11 protein-coding genes and 2 pseudogenes are annotated in these 11,227 nt (G+C 57.7%); 8 read left to right on the forward strand and 5 right to left on the reverse strand.

Annotation, left to right across the window (positions count from 1 at the left end; all coding sequences use genetic code 11):
- The first annotated feature begins 19 nt into the window (after positions 1 to 19).
- A pseudogene (locus LPQ25_RS06740) lies at positions 20 to 1,080 on the forward strand (AI-2E family transporter).
- Between the two features lie 60 nt (positions 1,081 to 1,140).
- On the opposite strand, the gene bcp reads toward LPQ25_RS06740, so the two are convergent.
- Together bcp and LPQ25_RS06750 are read right to left on the reverse strand one after the other, a co-directional pair.
- Positions 1,141 to 1,611 carry a thioredoxin-dependent thiol peroxidase gene (gene bcp, locus LPQ25_RS06745; RefSeq protein ID WP_002913805.1) on the reverse strand — a complete coding sequence of 157 codons (471 nt, stop codon included), beginning with the start codon at positions 1,609 to 1,611 and terminating at the stop codon, positions 1,141 to 1,143.
- 3 nt (positions 1,612 to 1,614) lie between these two features.
- A complete protein-coding gene (locus LPQ25_RS06750) occupies positions 1,615 to 2,181 on the reverse strand; it encodes a glycine cleavage system transcriptional repressor (protein ID WP_002913804.1) in 567 nt (188 codons plus the stop codon).
- 153 nt (positions 2,182 to 2,334) lie between these two features.
- Between LPQ25_RS06750 and dapA the strand changes: the two genes are divergently transcribed.
- The 6 genes from dapA to ypfH all read left to right on the forward strand — a co-directional run bounded on the left by dapA (position 2,335) and on the right by ypfH (position 8,974).
- A complete protein-coding gene (dapA, locus tag LPQ25_RS06755) occupies positions 2,335 to 3,213 on the forward strand; it encodes a 4-hydroxy-tetrahydrodipicolinate synthase (RefSeq protein WP_002913803.1) in 879 nt (292 codons plus the stop codon).
- A gap of 16 nt (positions 3,214 to 3,229) precedes the next feature.
- The gene (gene bamC / locus LPQ25_RS06760; protein ID WP_014907126.1) at positions 3,230 to 4,264 is read left to right on the forward strand and encodes an outer membrane protein assembly factor BamC; all 1,035 of its coding nucleotides are present in this window, start codon (positions 3,230 to 3,232) and stop codon (positions 4,262 to 4,264) included.
- A 216-nt stretch (positions 4,265 to 4,480) separates the two neighbouring features.
- Positions 4,481 to 5,194, forward strand: coding sequence for a phosphoribosylaminoimidazolesuccinocarboxamide synthase (gene purC, locus LPQ25_RS06765; protein WP_002913801.1), 714 nt, complete (start codon positions 4,481 to 4,483; stop codon positions 5,192 to 5,194).
- A gap of 119 nt (positions 5,195 to 5,313) precedes the next feature.
- Complete coding sequence (ypfJ, locus tag LPQ25_RS06770; RefSeq protein ID WP_002913800.1) at positions 5,314 to 6,189, forward strand: KPN_02809 family neutral zinc metallopeptidase; 876 nt, start codon at positions 5,314 to 5,316, stop codon at positions 6,187 to 6,189.
- 9 nt (positions 6,190 to 6,198) lie between these two features.
- Positions 6,199 to 8,202: a tRNA(Met) cytidine acetyltransferase TmcA gene (locus tag LPQ25_RS06775; protein WP_015875080.1), complete on the forward strand. Its 2,004-nt coding sequence runs from the start codon at positions 6,199 to 6,201 to the stop codon at positions 8,200 to 8,202.
- 76 nt (positions 8,203 to 8,278) lie between these two features.
- Positions 8,279 to 8,974 (forward strand): esterase, encoded by a 696-nt coding sequence (gene ypfH, locus LPQ25_RS06780; protein WP_002913770.1) that lies wholly within the window; start codon positions 8,279 to 8,281, stop codon positions 8,972 to 8,974.
- A 48-nt stretch (positions 8,975 to 9,022) separates the two neighbouring features.
- On the opposite strand, the pseudogene LPQ25_RS06785 reads toward ypfH, so the two are convergent.
- The 3 genes and pseudogenes from LPQ25_RS06785 to LPQ25_RS06795 all read right to left on the reverse strand — a co-directional run bounded on the left by LPQ25_RS06785 (position 9,023) and on the right by LPQ25_RS06795 (position 10,736).
- Positions 9,023 to 9,225 (reverse strand): annotated as a pseudogene (locus tag LPQ25_RS06785) (YpfN family protein).
- 26 nt (positions 9,226 to 9,251) lie between these two features.
- Positions 9,252 to 10,379, reverse strand: coding sequence for a succinyl-diaminopimelate desuccinylase (dapE, locus tag LPQ25_RS06790; protein ID WP_004890462.1), 1,128 nt, complete (start codon positions 10,377 to 10,379; stop codon positions 9,252 to 9,254).
- A gap of 3 nt (positions 10,380 to 10,382) precedes the next feature.
- Positions 10,383 to 10,736, reverse strand: coding sequence for an ArsC family reductase (locus LPQ25_RS06795; protein ID WP_002913764.1), 354 nt, complete (start codon positions 10,734 to 10,736; stop codon positions 10,383 to 10,385).
- A 365-nt stretch (positions 10,737 to 11,101) separates the two neighbouring features.
- Between LPQ25_RS06795 and ypfM the strand changes: the two genes are divergently transcribed.
- The gene (ypfM, locus tag LPQ25_RS06800; protein WP_100181659.1) at positions 11,102 to 11,161 is read left to right on the forward strand and encodes a protein YpfM; all 60 of its coding nucleotides are present in this window, start codon (positions 11,102 to 11,104) and stop codon (positions 11,159 to 11,161) included.
- Positions 11,162 to 11,227 lie beyond the last annotated feature (66 nt).

Raw genomic sequence — 11,227 nt, forward strand, 5'->3', positions numbered from 1 at the left:
GCCCTTCAGGGAAGGTTTTATGCTTGAGATGTTAATGCAGTGGTACCGCCGTCGATTCAGCGACCCTGAGGCGATAGCGCTGCTGGTTATTTTGCTTGCCGGTTTCGGCATTATGTTCTTTTTCAGCGGCCTGCTGGCCCCGTTGCTGGTGGCTATCGTGCTGGCCTATCTGCTGGAGTGGCCGACCGTTCGTCTGGAGCGCATCGGTCTGTCGCGCACCTGGGCCACCTCGCTGGTGCTGATCCTCTTTGTGGGCATCCTGCTGTTGCTGGCCTTTGTGGTGCTGCCGGTAGCCTGGCAGCAAGGGATCTACCTCATCCGCGATATGCCGGGCATGCTAAATAAGCTCTCTGATTTCGCCGCCACGCTGCCGCGGCGCTATCCGGCGTTAATGGATGCCGGCATTATCGATGCGATGGCGGAAAATATGCGCACCCGGATGCTGACGGTGGGCGACTCGGTGGTTAAGTACTCTCTGGCCTCGCTGGTGGGGTTACTCACCCTGGCGGTCTATCTGGTGCTGGTGCCGCTGATGGTCTTCTTCCTGCTGAAGGATAAAGAGCAGATGCTCAACGCGGTGCGCCGCGTTCTGCCGCGCAATCGCGGGCTTGCCGGGCAGGTGTGGAAAGAGATGAACCAGCAGATCACCAACTACATTCGCGGCAAGGTGCTGGAGATGATTGTCGTCAGCGTCGCCACCTGGATAGGCTTTATTCTCTTTGGCCTCAACTATTCGCTGCTGCTGGCGGTGCTGGTGGGCTTCTCGGTGCTGATCCCCTATATCGGCGCGTTTGTGGTGACCATTCCGGTGGTGGGGGTGGCGCTGTTTCAGTTTGGCGCTGGCACCGAGTTCTGGAGCCTGTTTGCGGTCTATCTGATTATTCAGGGCTGGACGGTAACCTGCTGGTTCCGGTGCTGTTCTCGGAAGCGGTCAATTTACACCCGCTGGTGATTATCCTGTCGGTGGTGATCTTTGGCGGACTGTGGGGATTCTGGGGCGTCTTCTTCGCCATTCCTCTGGCCACGCTGATTAAAGCAGTGGTGCATGCCTGGCCGGATGGTTTGGCGGTCGACGACTAAGGCAATGAGAATAAAAAAGACGCCGGGCGAGGGCTTCCTCTCCCGGCGTCTTGCTTTGCATCAGGCGTTTTCTTTCAGCCAGTTCAGCACCACGTCGTGGTGATTGCTGGTTTTAAAATCATCAAAGACGTGTTCGATTTTGCCATCGGCATCAATGAGGAAACTAATCCGGTGGATCCCGTCGTAGGTTTTCCCCATAAAGGATTTTTCGCCCCAGACGCCAAACTGCTCGCAAACCTGATGGTTTTCATCAGACAGCAGCGTAAAGTTCAGCAGCTCTTTTTCGGCGAAACGGGAGAGTTTTTCCGGTTTATCGGTGCTGATGCCCAGCACTTCAACGCCGGCTTTTTTCAGGTCGTCCATATTATCGCGCAAGCCGCACGCCTGGACGGTGCAGCCCGGGGTCATGGCTTTCGGGTAAAAATAAACCAGGACACGTTGTCCCTGGAAGTCGGTTAAATTTACTTCCTCGCCGTCCTGGTCCGGTAAGCTAAATTTCGGTGCGATATCACCGGCTTTCAGTGGGGTCATGGGTTAAACTCCATCCTGTTCATCATGCTGTGAATAATTAACGATGTTAATACTGCCTTGTGCGTTCAGTTCTGTACATAGGGCTTTGAACGCTTGTTCGATATTTGCTGCATTTTGCGTCGCAGGACTGTGGGCAGTTATCTGGATAAAAAGCTGCGCGGAATCGCCGTCTCCCGGCTGCGTGCGGGACACCAGCTCCGCAATATTCATATTCCATGTATCGCACAGGGCAGTAAAGCGCTCGATGATATGCGGTGAGTCCGGCACCTCAACCTGGACCCAAACGGTGTTTGGCATGGCCTGCGGCGGGCGCGCAGTGGTGCGTTTCATCACGATCAACAGCTCCAGCTCCGCGCCTTTCAGCGGCAGAGTTGATTCGATCAGGTTAATCGCATTCCACGACCCGGAAAGCAGCATGATAAACGTAAACTCATCACCGAGCATGGCCAGCCGGCTGTCTTCGATATTACAACCGCAGCTGCTGACGTGGCGAGTGATCGTATTCACGATGCCGGGACGGTCAGCCCCCAGGGCGGTAATAACCAGATAGTGTTGTAATGAGGCTGTCAAACCTGTTCTTCCTTTAAAAAGGTGAGGTAACATTAGGAAAGCATAAAAAAAACCGCCATACAACATCCCTGATGGCGTCGGGTCTCTTGCTTTTATTACAGCTCCAAACGTAACATTGAGAATCTTGTCGCACTTCTGCTCTGAGGATGGCCCATGTTCACGGGAAGTATTGTAGCGCTTGTCACGCCGATGGATGAAAACGGTAATGTCTGCCGGACAAGCCTGAAAAAACTGATTGATTACCATGTCGCCAACGGAACCTCGGCGATCGTTTCGGTAGGGACTACCGGTGAATCCGCAACGCTGAGCCATGAAGAGCATGGCGACGTGGTGATGATGACGCTGGAGCTGGCCGACGGGCGTATTCCGGTTATCGCTGGAACGGGAGCCAATGCAACCGCAGAGGCGATTAGCCTGACCAAACGTTTTAACGATAGCGGTGTTGTTGGCTGCCTGACGGTCACTCCTTATTATAACCGTCCGACCCAGGAAGGCCTGTTCCAGCACTTTAAAGCTATCGCCGAGCATACTGACCTGCCGCAAATTCTGTATAATGTGCCGTCCCGTACCGGTTGCGATATGCTGCCGGAAACCGTTGGCCGTCTGGCGGAAATTAAAAATATTGTCGGTATTAAGGAAGCAACAGGGAACTTAAGTCGCGTTCACCAGATCAAAGAGCTGGTTTCAGACGACTTTATTCTGCTGAGCGGTGACGATGCGACCGGTATGGACTTCATGCAGCTCGGCGGCGTAGGCGTGATTTCTGTTACGGCCAACGTGGCGGCGCGCGAAATGGCCGACATGTGCCGTCTGGCGCTGGCGGGTCAATTTGCCGAAGCTCGTGCGATTAACCAGCGTCTGATGCCACTGCATACAAAATTATTTGTCGAACCCAATCCTATCCCGGTGAAATGGGGATGCAAGGCGTTGGGTCTTGTGGCGACCGATACGCTGCGCTTGCCGATGACGCCTATCACCGATCATGGTCGTGAAGCCGTCACTGCCGCGCTGAAGCATGCCGGTTTGCTGTAAAGTTTAGGGAGATTTGATGGCTTACTCAGTACAGAAGTCGCGCCTGGCGAAGGTTGCGGGTGTTTCGCTGGTTCTACTCCTCGCGGCCTGTAGTTCTGACTCACGCTATAAGCGTCAGGTGAGCGGTGATGAGGCCTATTTACAGGCATCACCGTTGAGCGAACTTCACGCGCCGGCGGGGATGATCCTGCCGATTCAGGTGGGTGATTACAATATTCCGGTGGCTAACAGCACCGGCGCGGTCGGTAAAGCGCTGGACATTCGTCCGCCGGCGCAGCCGCTGGCGCTGGTGAGCGGTGCGCGGACCCAGTTTAACGGCGATACCGCGATGCTGATGGTCGAGAACGGCCGCAGCGGTTCGCTGTGGGCACAGGTCACCAGTATTCTTCAGGCGAAGAACTACGTTATCGCCAAGCGCGATGATGCGAGCCAGACGCTGAACACCGACTGGGTTGAGTGGAACCGTCTTGATGAAGATCAGCAGTATCGCGGTCGTTATCAAATCTCCGTCAAACCGCAGGGTTATCAGCAAGCGGTGGTCGTTAAGCTGGTGAATCTGGAGCAGGCGGGTAAACCGGTTGCCGATCCGGCGTCTCTGCAGCGCTACAGCACCGCTATGCTGAACGTCATTTCGGAAGGCCTTGACATGAATGCCACCAGCGCCCAGAACGCCGCACAGCGCAGCGCGGGGGCCACCTTCGACGTGCAGAGCGCCGCCGACGATACCGGCCTGCCGATGCTCGTTGTTCGCGCGCCGTTTAACCTGGTGTGGCAGCGTCTGCCGGGCGCCCTCGAGAAAGTGGGGATGAAAGTGACCGACAGCACGCGCTCTCAGGGCAGCATGGCGCTGACCTATAAGCCGCTGTCTGACAGCAGCTGGCAGGAGCTGGGCGCACGTGACCCGCAGCTGGTCTCCGGCGACTACAAACTGCAGGTCGGCGACCTCGATAACCGCAGTAGCCTGCAGTTTATCGACCCGAAAGGCCACACCCTGACGCAGTCGCAAAATGACGCCCTGGTAGCCGTATTCCAGGCCGCATTTAACAAGTAATCAAAAGGGCTGGAGCAATCCGGCCCTTTTTCATGTATAGTGACGCAAACGTGTGCGTGGCCATATAATTCTGTAAATCGCCGCGTTAAGGCTGCTCCAGTCGCCTGACTGCAGTTCGCCCCGCAAGCGTACAGCATCCGCTCCAACGCCCGTTGCAGGATGTTATGTAAGACCGACACGTCATTTTTTGGCTCAATATCACTGGAGTAGTGAAAGATGAAAAAGCAAGCTGAGTTGTATCGTGGTAAGGCGAAGACAGTATACAGCACCGATAATCCGGACCTGCTGGTACTGGAATTCCGTAACGATACGTCAGCAGGTGATGGCGCGCGCATCGAGCAGTTCGATCGTAAAGGCATGGTGAACAACAAATTCAACCATTTCATTATGAGTAAACTGGCAGAAGCGGGCATCCCTACCCAGATGGAAGCGCTGCTCTCCGATACCGAATGTCTGGTGAAAAAACTGGATATGGTGCCGGTAGAGTGCGTGGTGCGTAACCGTGCGGCAGGCTCGCTGGTAAAACGTTTAGGCATTGAAGAAGGTATCGAGCTGAATCCGCCGCTGTTCGACCTGTTCCTGAAAAACGATGCTATGCACGATCCGATGGTCAACGACTCCTACTGCGAAACCTTCGGCTGGGTGAGTAAAGAGAATCTGGCGCGGATGCGCGAGCTGACCTACAAAGCCAACGACGTGCTGAAAAAACTGTTCGATGACGCCGGTCTGATTCTGGTGGACTTTAAGCTGGAGTTTGGTCTGTTCAAAGGCGAAGTGGTGCTGGGCGACGAGTTTTCGCCGGACGGCAGCCGCCTGTGGGATAAAAACACCCTCGATAAAATGGACAAAGACCGCTTCCGCCAGAGCCTTGGCGGCCTGATCGAAGCCTACGAAGAAGTGGCTCACCGCCTGGGCGTTAAGCTCGACTAACCCGCCCGCCGCCAGAAGATGGCCTCATCTTCTGGCGTCTCTTGCTGTTTCCTGTGGTAATCCTGCGCTGAACCGCCTACGATCTCTGCTATTGATACATAACAGGGAATGAGGTGCTTATGCGCTGGCAAGGGCGTCGCGAAAGCGACAATGTTGAAGATCGACGTGGACAATCAGGCTCGCCGTTTGGCGGCGGCGGGGGCGGCGGCTTCCGTCTGCCGAGCGGGAAGGGCGGCATTGTACTGCTGATTATTGTGCTGGTGGCGGGCTACTACGGCGTGGATTTGACCGGCATGTTGACCGGCGAACCGATGCCGCAGCAGCAGACCTCCACGCAGCGCTCCATCAGTCCGAAAGACGATGAAGCGGCGAAGTTTACTTCCGTCATTCTGGCTACCACCGAAGATACCTGGGGGCCGATCTTTGAAAAGATGGGCCGCCAGTACCCGCAGCCAAAGCTGGTGCTCTACCGCGGCGCGACCCGTACCGGCTGCGGCACCGGTCAGTCGGTGATGGGCCCCTTCTATTGTCCTGCCGACAGTACGGTCTATATCGACCTGTCATTCTACGATGAGATGAAAAATAAACTGGGCGCCGACGGCGACTTTGCCCAGGGGTACGTCATTGCTCATGAAGTGGGTCATCACGTACAAAAACTGCTGGGCATTGAGCCGAAGGTCCGCCAGCAACAGCAGCATGCCACGCAGGCCGAAGCCAACCGCCTGTCGGTTAAGATGGAGCTGCAGGCAGACTGCTTCGCCGGCGTCTGGGGTCATAATATGCAGCAGCAGGATATTCTGGAAACTGGCGATCTGCAGGAGGCGCTGAACGCCGCCGAGGCCATCGGCGACGATCGTCTACAGCAGCAGAGCCAGGGACGCGTGGTGCCGGACAGTTTTACCCACGGCACCTCGAAACAGCGCTACACCTGGTTCAAACGCGGTTTCGATAGCGGCGATCCGGCGCAGTGCAATACCTTCGGCAGCGCGCTGTAATCGTCCCCCATGATGGACGCGCTGCTTAACCTCACCGCGCAAATGGCGCGGGAGGGGATCCGTCGCCTGCTGGTGCTCAGCGGCGATGAGAGCTGGACGCTGCAGCAGGCGCAGGCGCTACGGGAGAGGCTCGGCGGCGATGGCCTGTGGGTTGGCCCCGAGCCGGGTTCTGCGCCCTGCGTGGCGCCTGGCGCGCTGAAAACGCTGCTGGGGCGGGAAGTGATGCACGCCTTTTTCGATGCCCGGCGCGGGTTTGATGTGGCCGCCATGGCGGCCCTGAGCGGCACGCTGCGGGCGGGAAGCTGGCTGGTGCTGCTGACGCCCCCCTTCGCCGACTGGCCGACCCGGGCGGATGAGGACTCTCTGCGCTGGAGCGATACGCCTGACCCTATCGTTACCCCTAACTTTGTTCACCGCTGCTGTCGGCAGTTTATCGCCGATCCGGAGGTGTTGCTCTGGCGGCAGTCGGACCGGCCACGTTTCCCGCTGGCCGCCCCGCGTCCCGACTGGCATCCCGCCGATGGCCGCCCGCAGGCCGAGCAGGCGGCAATCCTTGAGCAACTGATACGCCTGCCGCCCGGTATCGCGGCGGTGACGGCGGAGCGTGGACGGGGGAAGTCCGCGCTGGCGGGTATGCTCCTGCGCCAGCTTGGGGGCGAGGCCATCGTCACCGCCCCAACGCGTAGCGCTGTCGAGGTGCTGGCCAGCTTTGCCGGGGAGACGTTGCGCTTTATGGCGCCCGATGCGCTGCTGGCGTCGAAAGAAAAGGCGGCGTGGCTGATAGTCGATGAGGCCGCGGCTATCCCGGCTCCGCTTCTCCGGCAACTGGTGAGCCGTTTTCCCCGCACGCTACTCACCACGACGGTGCAAGGGTACGAGGGCACCGGTCGCGGGTTCCTGCTGAAATTTTGCGCCAGTCTGCCCCATCTGCAATCGTTCACCCTGAGCGCCCCGATCCGCTGGGCGGCGGGCTGTCCGCTGGAGTCAGCCATCAGTCAGTTGCTTATCTTTAACGATGAGGCATTTCGCGACGCGCCGATGGGGGAGCTAGCCCTGGAGGCGGTCAATCAGTCCTGCTGGCAAACGCAGCCAGCGCTACCGGAGGCGATGTACCAGCTATTGTCCGGGGCGCATTACCGAACTTCCCCGCTCGATCTGCGGCGCATGATGGATGCTCCGGGCCAGGCTTTCCGCTGCGCTCGCGCCGGCGGCGCGGTAGCGGGCGCCCTGTGGCTGGTGGCCGAGGGGGGACTTTCTCGCGAACTGAGCCGGGCGGTATGGGCGGGTTTTCGCCGGCCGCGCGGGAATCTGGTCGCCCAGTCGCTGGCGGCGCACGGCGGCAGTCCCCTGGCGGCGACGCTGCGCGGGCTGCGGGTCAGTCGGATCGCTGTCCATCCCACCCGCCAGCGGGAAGGCCTTGGGCGGAAGATGATCGCCGATATCGCCGCCGATGCCGCTGGCTATGACTATCTCTCCGTCAGCTTCGGCTATACCGCTGAGCTGTGGCGCTTCTGGCAACGCTGCGGGTTTACCCTCGTACGGCTGGGTACCCATCGCGAGGCCAGCAGCGGCTGCTATACGGCGATGGCCCTCTATCCGTTGACCGCGGCAGGGCGCCAGCTGGCGCAGCGGGAGGCGCAGCGGCTGCAGCGCGATGAATACTGGCTTCGCCCGTGGCGAGAGGAATCCGCGCCGCTGCCGGCCGTCGCAGACGCTATGCTTAGTGATGAGGACTGGCTGGAAGCGGCGAGCTTTGCCTTCGCCCACCGCCCGCTGGCCGCGGCGCTGGGTTGCCTCAACCGCCTACTGATGCAGGCCGACATGCCGTTGCCGGCCCTGCGGGGACGACTGCAGGGCAAAGAGGAGGCCGCACTCTGCGCCGTGCTGCAGCTGACGGGGCGAAAAGCCTTGCAGGCGAGATGGCGTCGGGAGGCCGCTGACGCCTTGCGCTCCCTTGATGCAGCGCGCGCTGATGCGCTGCGTCAGCAGGTGGCGCATCTGCAATTTTTTTAACTAACTCATTCAGTTAAATGGCATGGTCATATCTGGCGAGCGGCGTACACTGCCCGCAAACACTAAGGAGACAGCCATGAAACACGATCATTTTATTGTTCAAAGTCCTGCGACGCCTGCGCAACAGCTGTTGCTGCTGTTTCATGGCGTAGGGGATAACCCGGTCTCCATGGGGCAAATCGGCAGCTGGTTCGCGCCGCAGTTTCCTGATGCGCTGATCGTCAGCATTGGCGGGGTGGAACCTTGCGGCCCCAACGGTCGGCAGTGGTTTTCACTGCAGGGGGTGACGGAAGAGAATCGTCAGCAGCGCATCGACGCCATTATGCCGACCTTTATTGAAATTGTACGCTACTGGCAGGAAAAGAGCGGCGTCAGTCCACTGGCCACCGCGCTGATCGGTTTCTCTCAGGGGGCGATTATGTCGCTGGAGAGTATCAAAGCGGCGCCGGATCTGGCTTCGCGGGTCATCGCCTTTAATGGCCGCTATGCGACGCTGCCGGAGACGGCAACGACGGCCACCACCATTCACCTGATCCACGGTGGTGAAGATCGGGTTATCGACCTGGCGTGGGCGGTGTCGGCCGAGGAGGCGTTACAGCAGGCGGGCGGCGACGTGACCTTAGATATTGTCGACGATCTCGGGCATGCCATTGACGATCGCAGTATGCAGTTGGCGATCGAGCGTCTGCGTTATACCGTGCCGAAGCACTATTTTGATGAGGCGCTGAGCGGCAGTACGCCAAAAGGGGATGATATCATCGAAATGCTGTAACCCCGGAGAGCGGGGTTACAGGCGGGCGGTACCGCGATAAAGGCAAATTTACGGTTTCTTCGACTGGTCGTGCTTCGGCCAGTCGTCGTCATCGTCCCATTTATCGTTAAAATCACGGTGCGGCGGCAGATCGGGTTTGTTGTTGAGGAATTTTTTGTGGTCAACGCGATTCAGATCTTTAATCACGTTGATAATTACCCCACCAAAAAGACCAGCACCAGAATCCACCAGTGTTTAATAAGCCATTCCATGCGCGCTTCCTCTTTACGTCAATTCGTCAGGCGACCAGCTGTTCCATGACGCGTTGATACATCCGCGCCAGCAGCTGCAGGTCGGCGGCGTTCACACATTCATTAATTTTGTGAATCGTTGCGTTTACGGGGCCCAGCTCAACCACCTGCGCCCCCATGCGCGCGATAAACCGTCCGTCTGAGGTGCCGCCGTTGGTTAACAGCTGCGGTTTGATCTCATTATAGTGCTCAATCGCGTTGACGACCGCATCCACCAGCTTGCCCCGTCCGGTGAGGAACGGCTGGCCGGAGAGCCACCACTCCACGCTGTAACGCAGCTGGTATTTTTCCAGCAGGGCGATCACCCGGGATTTGATCATCTCGTCCGTCAGCTCCGTACTGAAGCGGAAGTTGAACTGGACGAACATATCGCCGGGGATCACGTTATTGCTGCCGGTGCCGGACTGCACGTTGGCGATCTGCATGCTGGTCGGCGGGAAGAACTCATTGCCTTTATCCCATTCGATATTGACCAGTTCCGCCAGCATCGGCGCCGCGCGGTGGACAGGGTTATCGGCAAGGTGCGGATAGGCGACATGCCCCTGCACGCCGTGAATAGTCAGGTTGCAGGTCAGCGAGCCGCGGCGGCCGTTTTTCACCACATCGCCGACCACTTCGGTACTGGAAGGTTCGCCGACCAGACAATAGTCCAGACGCTCGTTACGCGCCATCAGCGTCTCCACCACTTTGACGGTGCCGTTTTTGGCGCTGGCCTCTTCATCAGAGGTGATCAAAAACGCCAGTCGGCCCCTGTGGTTCGGGTACTGCGCGACAAAACGCTCTGCGGCAACCACCATCGCCGCCAGCGAGCCTTTCATATCCGCCGCTCCGCGGCCAAACAGCATCCCGTCGCGGATGGTCGGTTCGAACGGGGGATTGATCCAGCGGTCGGCGTCGCCTGCCGGGACTACGTCGGTGTGGCCGGCGAAGGCCAGCGTCTCGCCGTGGCCGCGCCAGGCCCAGAAATTCTGCGTATCGCCGAAATCCATCGGTTCAATGGTAAAGCCGATCGCACGCAGGCGTTCAATCATTAACGCCTGGCATCCCGCATCATCGGGGCTAAGGGAAGGGCGGCGAATAAGCTGCTGAGCCAGCTCAATGACCGGGCAAGACATAGACTATACCTCGTTAAACTGCTGATAACTTGCTTCACTAAAACCCAGCAGCATAGGACGACCGGGCGCGCAGAGCAATGGGCGTTTGATAATTGCCGGCATTTCCAGCATCAATGCGGCAGCGGCGTCGGCATTATCGATGCTATTGCGCAGCGACTCGTCGAGTTTGCGCCAGGTGGTGCCACGGGTGTTCAGCAGCGCCTGCCAGCCCAGCTCGGCAATAAAGGTATCCAGTTGCGCGCGCTCAAGGCCATCGGCGCGGTAATCATGGAAGCGATACTCAATCTGATGCGCTTCCAGCCAGCGGCGGGCTTTTTTAATGGTATCGCAGTTTTTAATTCCGTACATGGTGAGCATAGATAAACCTTTTACATTCAATTAAGCGGTTAACTCAGATATTTCCGAATATATAAGTCTTACTGAAATAATACGTGATTCAGATGAATAAATATAACTTTTTACCGGGGATCTCATTCGATATATCGGGTGGTTAAATGTTGGCCACCTGTGGGCATGATGTGAGGGCTTTAACATTATTGCAAAAATGTTGTCTGAGGTTGCTCTACGTCACATTATGTTTACATACGAAGCGGCATAGTAGCGACAACCAGAGGTTTTATCTCTGTCAGCGGTCCATAAGACAATCAGAGCAATAGGGGAGCACAACTTCCCATCGGTAATGAAGTTATATAGAATCGACCATAATAATAAGAGAGGCTATTATGATTGAACATGAACTGGGGAACTGGAAAGACTTTATTGAAGGCATGCTTCGTAAATAAATTTCCGCAATGTGAGCAGGGGAATAACGCGAAGTAAATAAGCGCGCTAGGGTTCTGAACACATAA

The organism is Klebsiella sp. KPN54798 (genome assembly GCF_021184225.1).
Taxonomy (GTDB): Bacteria; Pseudomonadota; Gammaproteobacteria; order Enterobacterales; family Enterobacteriaceae; genus Klebsiella; species Klebsiella pneumoniae.